Source organism: Salipiger mucosus DSM 16094 (assembly GCF_000442255.1).
In the GTDB taxonomy this organism is placed as follows: Bacteria; Pseudomonadota; Alphaproteobacteria; order Rhodobacterales; family Rhodobacteraceae; genus Salipiger; species Salipiger mucosus.
Genome location: NZ_KE557279.1, coordinates 15,603 through 32,973, shown reverse-complemented (window position 1 = coordinate 32,973; position 17,371 = coordinate 15,603). Strand labels below are relative to the sequence as shown.

Annotated in this window: 17 protein-coding genes and 1 other RNA gene; 13 read left to right on the top strand and 5 right to left on the bottom strand. The window is 70.0% G+C overall.

The window, feature by feature from the left end; all coding sequences use genetic code 11:
- The first annotated feature begins 201 nt into the window (after window positions 1-201).
- The 3 genes from SALMUC_RS17435 to SALMUC_RS17425 all read left to right on the top strand — a co-directional run bounded on the left by SALMUC_RS17435 (window position 202) and on the right by SALMUC_RS17425 (window position 3,500).
- On the top strand, window positions 202-1,137 hold the full coding sequence (locus SALMUC_RS17435) for a LysR family transcriptional regulator (RefSeq protein ID WP_198014616.1): 936 nt from the start codon (window positions 202-204) through the stop codon (window positions 1,135-1,137).
- Window positions 1,138-1,249: 112 nt separating this feature from the next.
- The gene (locus SALMUC_RS17430; protein WP_020040446.1) at window positions 1,250-1,681 is read left to right on the top strand and encodes a hypothetical protein; all 432 of its coding nucleotides are present in this window, start codon (window positions 1,250-1,252) and stop codon (window positions 1,679-1,681) included.
- Between the two features lie 214 nt (window positions 1,682-1,895).
- A complete protein-coding gene (locus SALMUC_RS17425; RefSeq protein WP_020040447.1) occupies window positions 1,896-3,500 on the top strand; it encodes an AMP-binding protein in 1,605 nt (534 codons plus the stop codon).
- A 33-nt stretch (window positions 3,501-3,533) separates the two neighbouring features.
- On the opposite strand, the gene SALMUC_RS17420 is transcribed toward SALMUC_RS17425, so the two are convergent.
- On the bottom strand, window positions 3,534-4,511 hold the full coding sequence (locus SALMUC_RS17420; RefSeq protein WP_020040448.1) for a LacI family DNA-binding transcriptional regulator: 978 nt from the start codon (window positions 4,509-4,511) through the stop codon (window positions 3,534-3,536).
- A gap of 289 nt (window positions 4,512-4,800) precedes the next feature.
- Here SALMUC_RS17420 and araD point away from each other — a divergent pair, with 289 nt between their 5' ends.
- Window positions 4,801-6,543, top strand: a complete 1,743-nt coding sequence (gene araD, locus SALMUC_RS17415) for an L-arabinonate dehydratase (protein ID WP_020040449.1) — start codon at window positions 4,801-4,803, stop codon at window positions 6,541-6,543.
- 11 nt (window positions 6,544-6,554) lie between these two features.
- Window positions 6,555-7,454 (top strand): dihydrodipicolinate synthase family protein, encoded by a 900-nt coding sequence (locus SALMUC_RS17410; RefSeq protein ID WP_021120565.1) that lies wholly within the window; start codon window positions 6,555-6,557, stop codon window positions 7,452-7,454.
- Between the two features lie 28 nt (window positions 7,455-7,482).
- Here SALMUC_RS17410 and SALMUC_RS17405 read toward each other — a convergent pair whose 3' ends face one another.
- The 3 genes from SALMUC_RS17405 to SALMUC_RS17395 are packed head-to-tail and all read right to left on the bottom strand — an operon-like array spanning window position 7,483 to window position 9,630.
- Window positions 7,483-8,001: a DUF6446 family protein gene (locus SALMUC_RS17405; RefSeq protein ID WP_020040451.1), complete on the bottom strand. Its 519-nt coding sequence runs from the start codon at window positions 7,999-8,001 to the stop codon at window positions 7,483-7,485.
- Window positions 8,002-8,005: 4 nt separating this feature from the next.
- A complete protein-coding gene (locus tag SALMUC_RS17400; RefSeq protein WP_020040452.1) occupies window positions 8,006-8,701 on the bottom strand; it encodes an FkbM family methyltransferase in 696 nt (231 codons plus the stop codon).
- Complete coding sequence (locus SALMUC_RS17395; protein ID WP_021120564.1) at window positions 8,701-9,630, bottom strand: glycine--tRNA ligase subunit alpha; 930 nt, start codon at window positions 9,628-9,630, stop codon at window positions 8,701-8,703. Before SALMUC_RS17395 ends, SALMUC_RS17400 begins: the two co-directional genes overlap by 1 nt.
- Before the next feature lie 167 nt (window positions 9,631-9,797).
- Between SALMUC_RS17395 and SALMUC_RS17390 the strand changes: the two genes are divergently transcribed.
- The 8 genes from SALMUC_RS17390 (at window position 9,798) to SALMUC_RS17360 (ending at window position 16,556) form a co-directional block, all read left to right on the top strand.
- Window positions 9,798-11,552 carry a serine protease gene (locus SALMUC_RS17390; protein WP_020040454.1) on the top strand — a complete coding sequence of 585 codons (1,755 nt, stop codon included), beginning with the start codon at window positions 9,798-9,800 and terminating at the stop codon, window positions 11,550-11,552.
- A 112-nt stretch (window positions 11,553-11,664) separates the two neighbouring features.
- Window positions 11,665-12,405, top strand: a complete 741-nt coding sequence (locus SALMUC_RS17385) for a YebC/PmpR family DNA-binding transcriptional regulator (RefSeq protein ID WP_020040455.1) — start codon at window positions 11,665-11,667, stop codon at window positions 12,403-12,405.
- On the top strand, window positions 12,405-13,142 hold the full coding sequence (locus tag SALMUC_RS17380) for an alpha/beta fold hydrolase (RefSeq protein WP_020040456.1): 738 nt from the start codon (window positions 12,405-12,407) through the stop codon (window positions 13,140-13,142). Before SALMUC_RS17385 ends, SALMUC_RS17380 begins: the two co-directional genes overlap by 1 nt.
- A gap of 212 nt (window positions 13,143-13,354) precedes the next feature.
- Entirely contained in the window at window positions 13,355-14,365 is a 1,011-nt protein-coding gene (locus SALMUC_RS17375) for a nuclear transport factor 2 family protein (RefSeq protein WP_020040457.1), read from the top strand.
- A gap of 154 nt (window positions 14,366-14,519) precedes the next feature.
- Window positions 14,520-15,230: an alpha/beta fold hydrolase gene (locus SALMUC_RS17370; RefSeq protein ID WP_020040458.1), complete on the top strand. Its 711-nt coding sequence runs from the start codon at window positions 14,520-14,522 to the stop codon at window positions 15,228-15,230.
- Window positions 15,231-15,275: 45 nt separating this feature from the next.
- Window positions 15,276-15,675: RNase P RNA component class A (gene rnpB, locus SALMUC_RS28350), an RNA gene on the top strand.
- 101 nt (window positions 15,676-15,776) lie between these two features.
- The gene (gene rpmG / locus SALMUC_RS17365) at window positions 15,777-15,944 is read left to right on the top strand and encodes a 50S ribosomal protein L33 (protein ID WP_005630270.1); all 168 of its coding nucleotides are present in this window, start codon (window positions 15,777-15,779) and stop codon (window positions 15,942-15,944) included.
- 270 nt (window positions 15,945-16,214) lie between these two features.
- A complete protein-coding gene (locus SALMUC_RS17360; protein ID WP_020040459.1) occupies window positions 16,215-16,556 on the top strand; it encodes a hypothetical protein in 342 nt (113 codons plus the stop codon).
- A gap of 71 nt (window positions 16,557-16,627) precedes the next feature.
- Here SALMUC_RS17360 and SALMUC_RS17355 read toward each other — a convergent pair whose 3' ends face one another.
- On the bottom strand, window positions 16,628-17,371 hold the full coding sequence (locus SALMUC_RS17355) for a Bax inhibitor-1/YccA family protein (RefSeq protein ID WP_020040460.1): 744 nt from the start codon (window positions 17,369-17,371) through the stop codon (window positions 16,628-16,630).

Below are 17,371 nucleotides of genomic sequence, written 5' to 3'. Positions count from 1 at the left end.
TGGCGCCCGCATGGGTCCGGGCGGGGGCGGCGCGACAGGCCCCGCGCCGCTGGTGCGCCGGGCCCTGTCGCCGCGTCTGCGAAATTTGCCGGCCCCCCTCGGACCCTCTCCTCGGGATTGACGCTAACCAGCCCGCTGATAACGTTCCAATGAAGAATAATGGCTCTGCGATCGCGAAACGCGATCACGCAGGAAAGCCGCGTGACGAGGGCGCCGATGGTCGAGCAGGATATCACCGCCAGCCTCAAGGTCCGGCACATGTCGCTGATCGTGGCGCTGGCCGACCGGGGCACGACGCACCAGGCCGCCGATGCGCTCAACATGACGCAGTCGACCGCCTCCAAGATGCTGCGCGACGTCGAGGAGATCTTCGGCGCCACGCTCTTCGAGCGTCATCCCCGCGGCCTGACGCCGACGCCGCTGGGAGAGTTCGTCGTCTCCAACGTGCGCGCGCAGCTCTCGCGCCTGCAGCGCTTCTCGGACGAGTTCCACGCCCGCCGCGCCGGCGGCTACGGCACGCTCACGGTGGGGGCGATCACCGGCGCCGCGCCGGATTTCGTGGCCCGGTCCGTGGCCGAGATCAAGCGCAAGCGACCGCAGCTCCTGCTCTCGCTGCACGGCGAGACCAGCGACGGCATCCTCGAGCAGCTCGAGGCCGGGCGGATCGACCTTGCCGTGGGCCGGTTCAGCGCCGAGCGGCACCGCCATATCTTCGCGTTCGAGCCGCTGGCCGAGGAGCGCCTGACCGTGGTGGCCCGAACCGGGCACCCGCTGGCGGGCGCGGCGACGCGGCTGGCGGATCTGGTCGACTGTTCCTGGGCGCTTCAGCCGCCCTCGAACCCCTCGCGACAGGTGCTCGATGCGGCCTTCGATGCCGAGGGGCTGCGCCGGCCCACCGACAGCGTCGAATGCAGTTCGATCCTGCTGATCCTGCATCTCGTGCAGGTCTCGGACTCGGTGGCGCTGCTGCCCGAGCCGGTGGTCCAGGCGCACCGCCGGGCGGGCCTCTTCACCAAGCTGCCGATCCGCCCCGAGATCAAGCTGGGCGGCTTCGGGCTGGTCACCCGCCGCAAGGAGCCACTCGGCGGTGCCGCGTTGGAATTCCGCGACATCCTGCGCGCCCGGGCCGGACTCTAGGCACCGTTCGCCGGAGCGGACCGTGCCTGCCGCGAGGCGCCGTTGACTTGCATCAAGGCATGGAGCCGCGAGGCTGGCATCCTTGCGGGATCACTCATCCCGGGAGGACAAGATGAAATACCTTGCAGCATGCCTTGCAGCCCTGGCGCTCGCCGCGCCCGCCGCCGCGCAGGACGTCACCAGCTACACCAGCAATGCCAATTTCGAGGATACCGCCTTCGCCGTCGAAAGCGCCATCGTCGGACGCGGCCTCGTGGTCGACTACACCAGCCACGTGGGCGCGATGCTGGAGCGCACCGGCGAGGATGTCGGCAGCGATGTCGAGCTGTTCGAGGCGGCGGATGTCTTCATCTTCTGCTCGGCGGTCACCTCGCGCAGCGTGATGGAGGCCGACCCGATGAACATCGCCTACTGTCCCTACGGCATTTTCGTCGCCGATACCGGCGAGGAGGTGACGGTGGGCTTCCGCACCTACCCGGAGGGCCCGATGCAGGAGGTGCAGACCCTGCTGGACGAGATCGTGCAGGAGGCGCTCGCCCAGTAACGGGCCTCTCTGCCTCCGGTGGCGCGGCGGGGCGGATCGCCCGCGCGTGGACGATCCTTGCAGCCAGCCATCTCTCCGAGAATACTCGCGGGCGCGGGGCACGGGCACCGTGCGCCCTGTGGTGCGCGCCGACGAGGCGCACCGCAGGGTGCCAAGCCGCAGGCGCGCGGAGGAGGACCACGACGCCTGTGCATCGGAGGCAAGGGAGGACCTCATGTTCGACGCGCCACATCTGGCACCGCGCGCGGCCAACCGCGCGCCGCTGACGCCGCTCGACCTGCTGGACAAGACCGTGGCCGACCGGCCCGGGGAGACGGCGGTGCTCTTCGGCGACGACCGCTACACCTGGGCGGAGGTCGACGCCGCCGTGCAACGCATGGCCGAGGGCCTGGCCGCGCAGGGCGTGCGCCGGGGCGACGTGGTCTCGGTGCTGGCGGGCAACCGGCCCGAGATGATCATCGCGCATTTCGCGGTGCCGCTGCTGGGCGCGGTGCTGAACACCATCAACACCCGGCTCGACGCCGAGGCGGTGCGCTACATCCTCGACCATTCGGGCGCGAAGGTCGTGCTGGCCGATGCCGCCTGCGCCCCGCTCGCAGCCGAGGTCGCGGGCGATCGGCCGTTCCTGGTCTTCGACGGGGCGCCCGCCGCCGGCGCGCCCTTCGAGGTGATGCGCGGCCCGCTGCCGGAGGCGCGCCGCGACTGGCGCGAGGCCATCACCGACGAGGCACAGCCGATCGCGCTGAACTACACCTCGGGCACCACCGGCAACCCCAAGGGCGTGGTGCTGCATCATCGCGGCGCCTGGCAGAACGCGATGGGCAACCGCTCGAGCCTCGGGTTCGGGCCCGGCACCGTCTACCTCTGGACCCTGCCGCTCTTTCACTGCAACGGCTGGTGCCACGGCTGGGCGGTGACCGCGGCGGGCGGCGTGCATGTCTGCCTTGACGGCGTGAACCCCGAGGCGATCTTCGAGGCCATCGCGCGCCACGGCGTGACCGATCTCGCCTGCGCGCCGGTGGTCCTCTACATGCTGCTCGACCATCCCGCCCGCGAAAGCCGCAACGCGGAATCGCCCCGCGTCATGGTGGGCACCGGCGGCGCCGCGCCGACCACCTCGCTCATCGAAAGCATGGGCACCATCGGGTTCGACCTCACGCATCTCTACGGGCTGACCGAGTGCTACGGTCCCTGCACGATCAACCCGCTCCCGCCCGACATGGCCGGGGCGTCCGTGGCCGACAAGGCGCGCTACCTCGCCTCGCAGGGGCGGCCGCATGCCACCGTGCCCGCGCTCCGCGTCATCGACGAGACCGGCGCCGACGTGCCAGCCGACGGCGAGAGCCAGGGCGAAATCGTGCTGCGCGGCAACACCATCATGTCGGGCTACCTCAAGAACCCCGAGGCCACCGAGGCCGCCTTCGAGGGCGGCTGGTTCCGCACCGGCGACATCGCGGTCATGGGCCCTGACGGGCGCATCCACATCCGCGATCGCGCCAAGGACGTGATCATCACCGGGGGCGAGAACGTCTCGTCTCTGGAGATCGAGGAGATGCTCCACCGCCATCCCGCCGTGGCACTGGCAGCGGTGGTCGCGGCGCCCCATCCCAGGTGGGGAGAGACGCCCTGCGCCTTCGTCGAGGCGCGCGAGCCGCTCGAGGCGGCGGAGCTCGAGGCCTTCTGCCGCGAGCATCTCGCGGGCTTCAAGCGGCCCCGGCGCTTCGTCTTCGGCGAGATCCCCAAGACCGCGACCGGCAAGGTGCAGAAGTTCCTGCTGCGCGAGGCGGCGGCCGACCTCGCCAGAGACGACGAAACCTGACCGGCACGGGGCCCGCCGCCCGGCGATCCGCGCTCAGGCGGTGCCGCGCGTGATGATCTCGAAGCCCACGTCCGTGACGGTCGGCACATCGGGGCGTTTCCCGATCCGGGCCAGCACGGCCTCGGCCGCGCTGCGCCCCAGAACGTCGCGGTCGACGCGCACGGTCGTGATGGGCGGCTCGATCTGCGCGGCGAAATCCTGGTCGCCGAAGCCCGACACGGCCACCGTGCCGGGCACGTCGATCCCGCGCGCGTGGGCCTCGATCACCACGCCGTGGGCCAGCACGTCCGAGCTGCAGTGCACGAAGCCGCCCGCGAACCCCGCCATGTCGATCAGCCGGGCCAGCCCCTCGCGCCCGCGGGCGAGCGTGGCCGGTCCGTCGTGGTCGATCTCGGCCAGCACCGTGCCGCCAAGCTCGGTGAAACGGCGCGAGAAGGCCTCCTTGCGCCGCAGCGCGCGGGCGTCCCCGGCCGTGACCGTTCCGGCGCGGCGGTGACCCTTCGCGACGGCGTATTCGGCCACCGCGCGGCCCGTTTCGGCATGCGAGAAGCCGACGCAGAGATCGACGGGCGAGTCGGTGATGTCCCAGACCTCGACGACCGGGATATCGGCGCCGAGCAGCATCTTGCGCGCCTGCGCGGTGTGGTGGATGCCGGTCAGCAGCATCGCGTCCGGCCGACGCGAGAGCACGGTCGCGATGATCCGTTCCTCCTCCTCGGGATCGAAGCCCGTTTCCGACAACAGGAACTGGTAGCCGTGTTCGCGCATGCGGTTGCTGAAGGCCTTGACCATGGTCGCGTAGACGATGTTCGTGATCGAGGGCACCAGCGCGGTCACCAGCATCGAGCGCCGCGAGGCGAGGGCGCCCGCGATGGCATTGGGCACGAAGCCGGTGACCTCGATCGCCTCGCGGATGCGGGCCAGCGTCTCTGGCGAGACCTTCGACGGATCGCTCAGCGCGCGGGACACCGTCACCTGGCTGACCCCGGCCAGCCGCCCGACCGCGGCCATCGTGACGCTCCTGCCGCCCCGCCCACCGGGGGCGTCGCTGCTTCCGGTCTTCGCGCTCATCCGCGCCATGATGTCGTTCCCCGCAACGCGCCGCAAGGGCGCGGGTCCCGGTGTCCTCGACGGGCCGTTCCTCGAGCTTGTTCTGAAAGCGCATACATTGCGCGCCATGTTACGCGGCAACGTCCCGGTGCGCAATCCGCCGCGTTCGAATGCAGTCTTGCTCTCCATCAGGCCGCGTTGACAGCTTGTCATGTAAGCGCATACAAAGCCTCAGAATAGGGAGGTCTCCATGAAGGATTCGACAGGCAAGACGGCCGAGACGTTGCGCTCGGCGCGGTGGTTCGCGCCGGACGATCTGCGCAGTTTCGGTCACCGGTCGCGGATGATGCAGCTGGGCTACTCGGAAGAGGAGTTCCGCGGCCGCCCGATCATCGGCGTGCTCGACACCTGGTCGGAACTGAACTCCTGCCACAGCCACTTCCCCGAGCGGGTCAAGGACGTGAAGCGCGGCGTGCAGATGGCCGGCGGCTTCCCGGTGCAGATGCCCGCGCTCAGCGTGGACGAGAGCTTCACCAAGCCGACATCGATGCTCTACCGCAACCTGCTGGCCATGGAGACCGAGGAGATCATCCGCTCGCACCCGCTCGACGGGGTGGTGCTCATGGGCGGCTGCGACAAGACCACGCCGGGTCTCGTGATGGGGGCGATCACGGCGGGCGTGCCCTTCATCTACCTGCCGGCGGGTCCGATGCTGCGCGGTCACTACGCGGGCAAGATCCTCGGCTCCGGCTCGGACGCCTGGAAATACTGGGACGAGCGCCGCGCCGGCAACATCACCGATGAGGAGTGGCTCGGCGTGCAGGGCGGCATCGCACGCTCGGCGGGCACCTGCATGACCATGGGCACGGCCTCGACCATGACCGCGATCACCGACGCGCTGGGCCTCACGCTGCCCGGCGCATCGTCGATCCCGGCGGCGGATTCGGGCCACCAGCGCATGGGCTCGGAATGCGGCCGCCGCATCGTCGAGATGGTCTGGGAGGACCTGACCCCCGACCGGATCATCACCGATGCCTCGGTTCAGAACGCCGCCATCGTCGCCATGGCGACCGGCTGCTCGACCAATGCCGTCGTCCACCTCATTGCCATGGCGCGCAGGGCAGGGGTCGACCTCACGCTCGAGGATCTCGACGCACTGGGCCGCACCACGCCGCTCGTGGCCAACGTCCGGCCCTCCGGCAAGGACTACCTGATGGAGGACTTCTTCTACGCCGGCGGGCTGCGCGGGCTGATGAAGCAGATGGAAGACCGGCTGGACACCTCCTGCGTCACCGTCACCGGCAAGACGCTGGGCGAGAACCTCGAGGGGGCCGAGGTCTACAACGACGACGTGATCCGCCCGATCGACAACCCCGTTTACCACGAGGGGTCGCTCGCGGTGCTCAAGGGCAACCTCTGCCCCTCGGGCGCGGTCATCAAGCCCGCCGCCTGCGATCCGAAGTTCTACAACCACGAAGGGCCGGCGCTGGTCTTCGACAGCTACCCCGAGATGAAGAAGGCGGTCGACGATCCCGACCTCGAGGTGACGCCGGACCACGTCATGGTGCTGCGCAACGCAGGCCCGCAGGGCGGGCCCGGCTTCCCCGAGTGGGGCATGCTGCCGATCCCGACTGCGTTGGTACGGCAAGGCCACCGCGACATGCTGCGCATCTCGGACGCGCGCATGTCGGGCACCTCCTACGGCGCCTGCGTGCTGCACGTCGCCCCCGAGAGCTTCGTGGGCGGGCCGCTCGCGCTGCTGCAGACCGGCGACATCGTGCGGCTCGACCTCGCGGGCCGGCGGCTCGACATGCTGGTCGACGAGGACGAGATCGAACGCCGCCGCAAGGCCTGGACGCCGCCGGAACCGCGCTTCCAGCGCGGCTGGGGCTGGATGTTCTCGCGCCACGTGGGCCAGGCCGATACCGGCTGCGACTTCGACTACCTGCAGCGCAGCTTCGGCCCGGCGGCGGGCGAACCCGACATCTTCTGAACGGAGGCTTCATGGCTCTCGACCTCGATACCGCGCTCACGGGCATCTCGGGCATCCTCGTCACGCCCTACGACGAGGCGGGCGAGATCGCGCCCGCCAAGCTGGCACCGATCCTCGACCGCGCGCTCGGCGCCGGCATGCACATGCCGGTGGTCAACAGCAACACCGGCGAGTTCTACGCGCTGACCACCGACGAGGCCTGCACCATGGTGCGCGAGGTCGCGGGGCTGGTCGACGGCCGGGCCCCGCTGCTCGCGGGCGTGGGCCGCGGCATCCGCGACGCCTGCACGCTCGCCCGCGCCTCGGCCGAGGCGGGGGCCACGGCGCTGATGATCCACCAACCGCCCGATCCCTTCGTGTCGCCGCGCGGCACGGTCGACTACGTCGAGGCGGTCAGCGAGGCGGGCGGCGGCCTGCCGATCATGCTCTACCTGCGCAACGACGCCATCGGCACGGCGGGGATCAAGGCGCTCTGCGACATCCCCGGTGTGAAGGGCGTGAAATGGGCCACGCCCAACCCGCTGAAGCTCGCCGCGGCGATCGAGGCCTGCGATCCTTCGATCGTCTGGGTCGCCGGGCTGGCCGAGGTCTGGGCGCCGCCGCTCTACGCGGTCGGCGCGCGGGGCTTCACCTCGGGGCTGATCAACGTCTGGCCGGAGCGCTCCATGGCGATCCACGGCGCGCTGGCCAAGGGCGACTTCGCCCGCGCCAACGCGCTCATCGCCGAGATGCGCCCCTTCGAGGAGATCCGCGCGGAGGAGCTCAACGGCACCAACGTCACCGGCGTGAAGGCCGCGCTTCATGCGCTGGGGCAGGACTGCGGTCCGACGCGCCCGCCCTCGGCATGGCCGCTGACCGAGGCGCAGCAGGGCACGCTGCGCAGGTTCCTGTCGGATAACGGGCTGGCCTGACGGCGGATGCCGCCGAAGGGCAGGGCGGCTACTGGTCGCGCGGCGGGCAGTGATCGCCCAGCGGCGTGCCGTCGTAGGCCTTGTCGCCGCAGTCGTTGACCTCCTGCCAGACGTAGCCCCGTCCGTCGCGGGTGACGGCGACCACGCGGTCGATGCCGAACTCGAAGTTGCGGCGGGCGGTATAGACCACGGCCTCTCCGGCCGCGATGGCCTCGCCGATGGCCTCGGCGTCGAAGCAGCCGAACCAGAAGGGCGCGTTGCGCGGCTCCGCGCCCTCGTAGCGCTCGAAGCGGCCGTTCAGCGTCTCGGGACGTTCGGGCGTGCTGAAGCAGGCGCGGTAGCGGATGGGCGAGGAGGTCGCGTCGATGCCCTGGTAGTCGGAAAACTCGATGGGCCGCGGCGCGCCGCCGTCCTCGGGCGTCAGCACGACCTGCGCTTCTGCCGCCGGCACCTCGGTGTAATAGTAGTAGACCTGCGCGTAGTAGACCACCGCGCCGAAGATCAGCGCGACGGCAACGATGGCGATGGCCAGGATCTTGCCGCTCATCGGATCACTTCCAGTCCAGGTTGATGACGGGACGGCTCAGGCCGCGCGCGCGGGCGCGCAACGCCTCGGTGCGGGGGGCCAGTTCGGGGATGCGGCTTTCATGCGTCTCGACGAAGATATGGCCGATGCGCTCCAGAACGGGGTGGTCGAGCAGCGCTTCCATCAGCGCCACCTCCGCGCCCTCGATATCCATCTTGATGACGGAGATCTCGCCCTCCAGCCCTTCCAGGAAGGCGGGGAAATCCACCATCTCGACGTCGATCGCGTGTTCCCTGTCGATGTTGCGCTTCTCGGCCAGCAGCGAGGAGGACTGCGACTGCGTCTCGCGGTCGCTGTCGAAATCCGGCGTGCGGTAAAGGTGCACCGTGCCCGCCTCGGGGCCGGCGGCCGCTTCGATGACTTCCACGTTCGGCAGGTCCGACAGGTTCTCGCGCAGGCGGGCGGCGGTCCAGGGGTCGGGCTCGAAGGCGTAGACCTTGCCGGCCCGCGCCGCCATCGTGCGGCTGTGAACGCCCATGTTGGCGCCAAGGTCGATGCAGATCCCGCCCGCGGAGGCCTCGAGCGCGGCGCGCATCTGCGCCTCGGCCCGGGGCGCGTCGAGCTTGCGAAGCTTGCGGGCGTAGTTCAGCCCGGCCTGGCCGGGTAGGCGCGACAGCAGGCGGTATTTCAGCCGGCGGAGGGGCGTGTCGCGCCTTGCCATCAGACGGCGCCGCCCCCGGCCTCGGTCTGCACGAAGGCGTCGGCGCAGCGCTTGGCCAGCGCGCGGACGCGGCCGATGTAGGCCTGCCGCTCCGTGACCGAGATCACGCCGCGCGCGTCCAGCAGGTTGAAGATGTGGCTGGCCTTGATGCACTGGTCGTAGGCGGGATGCGCCATGACGATGCGGCGGCCGGTCTTGGCGTCGATCTCGGGCGCATCGAGGATCGCGGCGCATTCGGCCTCGGCCTCCTCGAAGTGGCGCAGCAGGACCTCGGTGTTCGCCATGTCGAAGTTGAAGCGCGAATACTCTTCCTCGGTCTGGCGGAAGACCTCGCCGTAGGTCAGCGGCTGCGGGCTGCCCGGATCGTTGAACGGCATCTCCATCACGTGGTCGATGCCCAGAACGTACATCGCCAGCCGCTCGAGGCCGTAGGTCAGCTCGCCCGAGACCGGGTTGCAGTCGTGCCCGCCGACCTGCTGGAAGTAGGTGAACTGCGACACTTCCATGCCGTCGCACCAGACCTCCCAGCCCAGCCCCCAGGCGCCCAGCGTCGGGCTTTCCCAGTCGTCCTCGACGAAGCGCACGTCGTGCATGGCCATGTCGATGCCGATGGCCTCGAGCGAGCCCAGGTAGAGCGCCTGCAGGTCCGGCGGCGAGGGTTTGATGAGCACCTGGAACTGGTAGTAGTGCTGCAGCCGGTTGGGGTTCTCGCCGTAGCGCCCGTCGGTCGGCCGGCGCGAGGGCTGGACGTAGGCCGCGGCCCAGGGCTTCGATCCCAGCGCGCGCAGCGTGGTCGCGGGGTGGAAGGTCCCGGCCCCCACTTCCATGTCGTAGGGCTGCAGCACGGCGCACCCCTTGCCGGCCCAGTAGGTCTGAAGCCGCAGGATGATCTCCTGGAAACTGCGCGGTTTGCTGCGGTGTTCGGTCATGCGAGAGCCCCGTGTGACGATCGAGGCTTGATTATGCGCCACAGCCACGGGGGTCAATCGCGCCTCACGGCAATTTTGGCGTGACCGGCGGCGGTCGCATGCTAGAACATCAGGCGGACCGGGCGCAAAAGCCCGGCGGACACGAGGCCCGCAAGGCAAGGACAGGTATGGTGCGCAAATTTCTCTTGGCCGGCGTCGCGGCGCTGGCCCTGACCGGCGCGGCGCTGGCACAATCCGGCGACGACATCGTCTATATTCAGATCGAGGCGCAACCCAGCCTGACATCCGCAGAACGGAGCCTGCGCGGCTACGCCGGGCGACTGGCCAACGTGAACGGCTTCTCGCTGGGCGGAGGCTGGTACGCCATCGCGCTCGGGCCCTATTCGCCGCTGAACGCCACCGAGCTGCTGCGCGACCTGCGCCGCGAGGGCCGCGTGCCGCGCGACGCCTACCTCGTGGCCGAGGACGAATACGGCCGCCAGTTCTGGCCCGTGGGCGCCGAGCTGGGCGAGGGCGATACCGTCACCGTGCCCGCGCCGCAGACCGAACAACAGCCCACCGGCGAGGCCGAAACGCAGCCCGAGCCCGAGCCGCAGGTCACCCAGGAGACCCCGGCCGAGGCCCGCCGAAACGAGCGGCAGCTCTCGCGCGCCGAGCGCGAGCAGCTTCAGATCGCCCTGCAGTGGGCCGGCCACTACGGCGCCGCCATCGACGGCGCCTTCGGCCGCGGCACCCGCGCGGCCATGGCCGACTGGCAGAGCGCCAACGGCTTCCAGCCGACCGGCGTGCTGACCACGACGCAGCGCGGCGCGCTGCTCGACCAGTACAACGCCGTGCTGGATGGCCTCGACATGCAGCTGGTCACCGACACCCGCGCCGGCATCGAGATCGAGATGCCCACCGGCGTGGTCGCGCAGGATCGCGTCGAGGCGCCGTTCTCGATCTACGAGCCGACCACCGACCTTGGCGCGCGCGTTCTGCTCATCAGCCAGCCCGGCGACCGCCAGACGCTGGGCGGGCTCTACGAGATCATGCAGACGCTCGAGATCGTGCCGCTCGAGGGCCCGCGCGAGCGGCGCCGCGACGGCTTTACCCTGACCGGCGAGAACGCCCGCATCGCCAGTCACACCGAGGTCACCCTGCGCGAGGGCCGTATCAAGGGCTTCACCCTGATCTGGCCCGCCGGGGACGAGGAGCGCCGCTCGCGCGTGCTGCAGGAAATGCAGGCCAGCTTCCGCCCCGTCGCGGGCGTGCTCGACCCGGCGCAGATCAGCGATGCAGGGCAGGCGGTCGACCTCGTTTCGGGGCTCCAGATCCGGGAACCCATCGCCAGCGTCTCGGGCTTCTTCGTCGATGACCGCGGCGCGGTGCTGACCTCGGCACCTGCCGTGGAAAGCTGCGGCCGCGTCACGCTCGACGAGGTGCACGAGGCCGAGATCGTGGCCACCGACGCCGAGCTCGGCCTCGCCGTGCTGCGCGCGACCGATCGCGTCGCCCCGCGCGCCGTGGCCAGTTTCCGCGCCGACCCGCCGCGCATCAAGTCCGAGGTGGCCGTCGCCGGCTACCCCTTCGGCGGCGTGCTTCCGGCGCCCACCCTGACCTTCGGCTCGCTCGAGGACGTGCGCGGGCTTTCGGGCGAGGAGGGGCTCAAGCGCCTCGCGCTCGCCTCCGAGCCCGGCGATGCGGGCGGCCCTGTGCTCGACACGGGCGGCGCGGTGCTGGGCATGCTCCTCCCGCGTGAGCAGGACGGCCGCCAGTTGCCCGAGGACGTGAGTTTTGCCGCCAACGCGGCGCCGATCCTCGATTTCCTGCGCGGTGCCGGGGTGCAGGTCTCCGAGACGCGCGGCGAAGGCGCGATGGACCCCGCCGACCTGACGGCCTCGGCCTCGGCCATGACCGTCAAGGTGAGCTGCTGGGAATAGGCCCCGCGCCCCGCGCGGCCCCCGGACCCGCCCGCGCAGACTTGCGGGCAGGGCCGGGGCTGGGCTATGGACACCTCCAGACTTTCACCGACAGACGAGGCAAGAGGCAGCCATGGCCGGCCATTCCAAATGGGCAAACATCCAGCACCGAAAGGGCCGCCAGGACAAGCTCCGGGCGAAGATCTTCTCGAAGCTCTCCAAGGAGATCACCGTCGCCGCCAAGATGGGCGACCCCGATCCCGAGAAGAACCCGCGCCTGAGGCTGGCGGTCAAGGAAGCCAAGAGCCAGTCCATGCCCAAGGACAACATCCAGCGCGCCATCGCCAAGGCGACCGGCGGTGACGGCGAGGACTACGAGGAAATCCGCTACGAAGGCTACGGCCCCAACGGCGTGGCGGTGATGGTCGAGGCGATGACCGACAACCGCAACCGCACCGCCTCGAACGTGCGCTCGACCTTCACCAAGAACGGCGGAAACATGGGCGAGACCGGCTCGGTCGCCTTCATGTTCGAGCGCAAGGGCGAGATCGTCTATCCCGCCGACGCGGGCGATGCCGACGACGTCATGATGGCCGCGATCGAGGCGGGCGCCGAGGACGTGGAAAGCTCCGAGGAGGGCCACGTCGTCTACTGCGCCGACACCGACCTCAACGACGTCTCCAACGCGCTCGAGGAGCAGCTGGGCGAATCCGAGTCGACCAAGCTCATCTGGAAGCCCACGACGACCACCGAGCTCGACCTCGACTCCATGCAGTCGCTGATGAAGCTGGTGGACGCGCTCGAGGACGACGACGACGTGCAGCGCGTCACCACCAACTTCGAGGCCTCGGACGAGGTCATGGCCCAGCTCTGATGGCCGGGGTCGCGTTTCTCGACGGCCCGCGCGCCCGGCTGGCCTATGCCCACACGCCGGGCGAGGGGCCGCTGGTGGTCTTCCTGCCGGGCTACAAGTCCGACATGGAGGGCACCAAGGCCGTGCACCTCGAGGCCTGGGCGCAGGCGCGCGGCCGGGCCTTCCTGCGGCTCGACTACGCCGGGCACGGCCAATCGGGCGGCGCCTTCGAGGACGGCTGCATCGGCGACTGGGCGGCTGACGCGCAGGCGGTGATCGAGCATGTGACCGACGGCCCGGTGCTGCTCGTCGGGTCGTCGATGGGCGGCTGGATCGGCTGCATCCTGACCCGGCGGCTGCAACAGGTCGTGGGCTTCGTCGGCATCGCCGCGGCCCCCGATTTCACCGAGGACGGCTTCTGGGCCGGTTTCTCGGACGAGGAAAAGCGCAAGGTCATGGAGGAGGGCGTGATCTATCTCCCCTCCGCCTACGGCGATCCCTACGCCGTCACCCGCCGCCTGATCGAGGACGGGCGCGAGAACCTCGTGCTGCGGTCGCCGCTGCCGATGCCCTACCCGGTGCGCCTGATGCAGGGCACCGAGGACGAGGCCGTCACCCGCGAGACCGCGCTGCGCCTGCTCGACCACATCGAGGGACCGGACGTCCGGCTGAGCTTCGTGAAGGGCGCCGACCACCGCTTTTCCGAGCCCGCGAACCTCGCGATGATCGAGGACGCGATCACCGGCATTCTCGGCTGAGTTCGAGCGCAAAGCACCTTTGTCGCCAATGGCCTGCCGGGCGCTCTTCGCCCGGCTCCGACCCGCGGGCCGTCTCTTTCCCCAAGACCTGAGCGCGCGACGGCAAGCCGCTGAAAAGGCGGCACCTTCGCTCATGCGCGTATCGGTCCCCGTGCCTCTCAACCTTTCGCTAACCGCTTTCGCGCAGCCTGCCCGAAAGCGGAGGGCCTGACATGAGGGGATTCGAGCCCGGCTTCCGGAGCTATCCCGACTATCTGCGCGCGGCGACCGAGGCGATCTGGAACCAGCGCGGCGCCGCCACCACGCTGCGGCGCTTCGGGCATCCCGGCCTCGTGCTGCGCCGCGCCGCCGGCATCGACCACGGCCCCGAGGCGCTGCGCGCCGAGGTTTCCGAGCTTGCCGTCGCGCTGCCCTCGCTCCGCGCGGTGAGCGAGGACATCCTGGCCTCGGGCGCCCCGCCGGTCGGCTTCCTGGGCGCGCAGCGTCTGCACCTGCGCGGCGTCCACGAGGGGGCGGGACCCTATGGCACCCCGACCGGCCGTCCCGTGCGACTGCGCGCCATGGCCGAGCTCTACGCCAAGGACAACCGCATCAGCGACGGCTGGGCGGTGATCGACAGCGGCGCGCTCCTGCGCCAGCTGGGCCTGCGCGTCTCGGACTGGGCGCGTGACCGGCTCTCGCTCTCCGACCCCGAGGCCGCGCCCTTCCGCCCCGAGATCGACACGCCCGGCCCCTATACCGGGCAGGGCAACAGCAACCAGTGGGGCGAGGCGCTGGCGGCCCTGCTGTCGCAGGTCATGGCGGGCGAACACTCCGAGATCCCGGCGCAGTACGACCCCTGCGCGCGGCTGGCCTACCCGGGCGGCGTCGCGGGGCAGGGGCCGGGCGCGGCGGAACGTTTCTGGCTGGGGCTGCGCGCGGCGTTGCCTTCGGGGGTCTTCGCGATCCACCACCGCATCGGCGCCGAGGACCGGCTGATGCCGCCCCGCGCCGCGCTACGCTGGTCGCTCACCGGGCGGCACGAGGGCTGGGGGCCCTTCGGCCGCCCCACCGGCGCGCCGCTGCACGTCATGGGCTTCACCCATGCCGAGTTCGGCCCCGAGGGCCTTCGGCGCGAATGGACGCTATTCGACGAGGCAGCCATCTGGATGCAGATCCACCGCCACACCGGCGCGCATGCCGTCCGAAGCCGCCACCGGGGGCCCGAGCTGGCCGCCGTCTGATCCGGCCGGCGGAGCCATGCCGGTGCCCCGACACAGGCCTTTCGCTCGCCGGCCGCTTTGATAGGCTTCGCGCCGAGGCAGACAAATCAGCAGAGGCGGACCATGGCGCATCCCGCAGGGGGCGAAGCCAAGACGTCCGGGCACGGCACAAGGCATGACTGAACCGCTCGTGCTTCTTCCCGAAGCGATGTGCGATGCGCGGCTCTTCGGCCCGCAGATCGCGGAATTCTCGCGTGAGCGCATGGTCGTTGCCGCGCCCGTGCACCTTGGTGAGCGGATCGAAGAGGTCGCCTCGTCCCTGCTCGACGGCCTGCCGCGGCGATTCGCCCTGGCCGGTATGGGGCTGGGCGGCATGGTCGCCATGGAGCTGCAACGCCGCGCGCCCGACCGCGTGCTGCGGATCATGCTCATGGGCAGCTCGCCGCTGGCCGACACGCCCCAGCAGGCCGCCGAGCGCGATACGCTCATCATCAAGGCCCGCGCCGGGCGGCTCTCGGATGCGGTCGATGCGCTGCTGCCGCCCGACAGCCTCGCGCCCGGGCCCTACCGCGCCGAGATCCAGGCGCTGGTGCAGGAGATGGCGGCGGGGCTGGGCCCCGAGGTCTTCGTGCGCCAGGTCCGCGCCCTCCAGAAGCGGCGCGACCAGCAGGCGGCGATGCGCAAGCTGCGCGTGCCCGCCACGGTGCTCTGCGGCGCCGAGGACACGCTGCACCCGGTCAAGCGGCAGGAGGTCACGGCCGAGCTGATCCCGGGCGGCGTGCTGCGCGTCATCGACGAGGCCGGGCACCTGCCGGTGCTTGAGGCCCCCGAGGCGGTGAACGAGGCCCTGCACGAGTGGCTCGCAACCCCGATGCTGCTGCGCTAGTCCCACCGTTGACGCGCCCGCGCGCGGCGCCTATGTGCATCCGGCGCGGAGGGCCGGGCGGCCGCTGCCTGCAAGGGCAGAGGAAAGTCCGGACTCGCCGAAGCGCCGGTGCCGGGTAACGCCCGGGCAGGGCAACCTGACGGAAAGCGCCACAGAGAACAGACCGCTCCGGATGCGTCCGGAGTCAGGGTGAAACGGTGGGGTAAGGGCCCACCGGGGGGCGGGCAACCGTCGCCGCATGGCAAGCCCCACCGGGAGCAATGCCAAATAGGGATCCCGCGCGGGATTGATCGCTTCGGCGATATCGCCGCAGGGCCGCTTCGGCCCGAGGGATCCGGGTTGGCAGCATGAGCCCGCGGGCGACCGCGGGCCGAGATGAATGGTCGCCTGTCGGGCGGGGCAACTCGTCCGGCAACAGAATCCGGCTTACAGGCCCTCCGCGCGCTTTTCCGGCCCGGAGCCGGTTGACTCCCACGCCCGCATGAGTAAAAGGCGGGCTCCGAGAGATTTCACGGAGGCCCGCGCCTCCGGTGCAGGAGACGTACAATGGCGAAGCCGACCACCATCAAGATCCGCCTGAACTCGACCGCGGGCACCGGCCACTTCTACGTGACCAAGAAGAACGCCCGCACGATGACCGAGAAAATGACCGTTCGTAAATACGACCCGGTCGCGCGGAAGCACGTCGAATACAAGGAAGGCAAGATCAAGTAAGCCTTCCTTCGACGGGACAGTGATTGACCGTTCGGGCGACGCCCGGGCGGTCTTTTCACGTTTGGGGCCAAGGGTTTGCACCGCGCGCCACCGGGCGGGCCGGCATATCGTGTACCGTGGTATTCAGTTAACCCTTTGATTTTCTGCACTTGTTGCATGGCCGGTATGCCGGATCGGTGATTCCATCGCACCGGCAGGCATGAAATGCTGCACTGCAGAAACGGGTGCCGTCCGGGCGCCCGCCAATGCATTCGAACCGGAGATATCCCGATGAAAGCCCTCACGCTCGCAACCCTCCTGGCCGCCGCCCCCGTGGCCGCGCTGGCCGACAGCCTGACCCTCGAGACGCCGCTGGCCGGCGGCACCGTGCACGGCGGCACCGTCGACATGTCGGTCTTCTGGCAGCCCGAGGGCGAGGCCCACAAGGTCGTCGCCCACTACGCCGAGCCGGGCGACGCGGCGCCCCAGCGCCTCGTCATGCTGCTGAACGATGGCGACAACGTCGTCTTCGGCCTGCCGGGCAAGCGCGGCACCGAGTACCGCTTCTCGCGCGAGGCCGATGCCGTGACCGTGACCGCCGCGCGCACCCGCACGCAGCTCGCGCTGAACTGAGCGCAAGCGCCACGCCCAACGAAAAAGGCCGCCCCGAGGGGCGGCCTTTGTCTTGTCCGGATGTCCGGTGCTTACTCGCGGTTGCCCAGCAGCTGGAGCAGGAACATGAACATGTTGATGAAGTCGAGGTAGAGGCGCAGGGCCCCCATGATCGCCGACTTGCCCAGCCACTCGGTGTCCGCGTGGCGCGCATGCTCGATGTACTCGTTCTTGATCTGCTGCGTGTCGTAGGCGGTGAGACCTGCGAAGATCAGCACGCCCAGGATCGAGATCGCGAACATGATGGCCGGCGACTGCAGGAAGATGTTGATGATCGACGCCACGAGGATGCCGATCACGCCCATGATCAGGAACGAGCCCCAGCCCGAGATGTCCTTCTTCGTGGTGTAGCCCCAGAGCGACAGGCCCGCGAAGGCGATCGAGGTCACCAGGAAGACCTGCGCGATCGAGTAGCCGGTGAAGGCCACGAAGATCCAGCTCAGCGACAGGCCCATGACCGCCGCGAAGCCATAGAAGAACAGCTGTGCGCCCGAGGCCGACAGCTTGTTGATCATGGCGCCGAAGGCGAAAACCATGATCAGCGGCGCGAACATCACGATCCAGCCCAGGATGTTGGGCTGCAGCGTTGCGGGGTCGCGGAAGACGGCCAGGAGCTCGGGGCTCGTGCCGACGGCCCATGCCACCAGGAAGGTCAGCAGCATGCCGATGGACATGGTGCCGTAGACCTTGTTCATGTGGGCGCGCAGGCCCTCGTCAACCTGGCCCGCGCGGGCGCCGGCTGCGCCGGCGGTCCGGATCGTTCTGTATTCTGCCAT

Coding starts and splice junctions, on each gene's coding strand:
- SALMUC_RS17410 (WP_021120565.1), top strand. CDS start 6,555: ATGGCTCTCGACCTCGATACCGCGCTCACGGGCATCTCGGGCATCCTC.
- SALMUC_RS17370 (WP_020040458.1), top strand. CDS start 14,520: ATGACTGAACCGCTCGTGCTTCTTCCCGAAGCGATGTGCGATGCGCGG.
- SALMUC_RS17360 (WP_020040459.1), top strand. CDS start 16,215: ATGAAAGCCCTCACGCTCGCAACCCTCCTGGCCGCCGCCCCCGTGGCC.
- SALMUC_RS17420 (WP_020040448.1), bottom strand. CDS start 4,511: ATGGCCGCGGTCGGGCGGCTGGCCGGGGTCAGCCAGGTGACGGTGTCC.
- SALMUC_RS17400 (WP_020040452.1), bottom strand. CDS start 8,701: ATGGCAAGGCGCGACACGCCCCTCCGCCGGCTGAAATACCGCCTGCTG.
- SALMUC_RS17425 (WP_020040447.1), top strand. CDS start 1,896: ATGTTCGACGCGCCACATCTGGCACCGCGCGCGGCCAACCGCGCGCCG.
- SALMUC_RS17405 (WP_020040451.1), bottom strand. CDS start 8,001: ATGAGCGGCAAGATCCTGGCCATCGCCATCGTTGCCGTCGCGCTGATC.
- SALMUC_RS17380 (WP_020040456.1), top strand. CDS start 12,405: ATGGCCGGGGTCGCGTTTCTCGACGGCCCGCGCGCCCGGCTGGCCTAT.
- SALMUC_RS17355 (WP_020040460.1), bottom strand. CDS start 17,371: ATGGCAGAATACAGAACGATCCGGACCGCCGGCGCAGCCGGCGCCCGC.
- SALMUC_RS17395 (WP_021120564.1), bottom strand. CDS start 9,630: ATGACCGAACACCGCAGCAAACCGCGCAGTTTCCAGGAGATCATCCTG.
- araD (WP_020040449.1), top strand. CDS start 4,801: ATGAAGGATTCGACAGGCAAGACGGCCGAGACGTTGCGCTCGGCGCGG.
- SALMUC_RS17430 (WP_020040446.1), top strand. CDS start 1,250: ATGAAATACCTTGCAGCATGCCTTGCAGCCCTGGCGCTCGCCGCGCCC.
- rpmG (WP_005630270.1), top strand. CDS start 15,777: ATGGCGAAGCCGACCACCATCAAGATCCGCCTGAACTCGACCGCGGGC.
- SALMUC_RS17390 (WP_020040454.1), top strand. CDS start 9,798: ATGGTGCGCAAATTTCTCTTGGCCGGCGTCGCGGCGCTGGCCCTGACC.
- SALMUC_RS17375 (WP_020040457.1), top strand. CDS start 13,355: ATGAGGGGATTCGAGCCCGGCTTCCGGAGCTATCCCGACTATCTGCGC.
- SALMUC_RS17385 (WP_020040455.1), top strand. CDS start 11,665: ATGGCCGGCCATTCCAAATGGGCAAACATCCAGCACCGAAAGGGCCGC.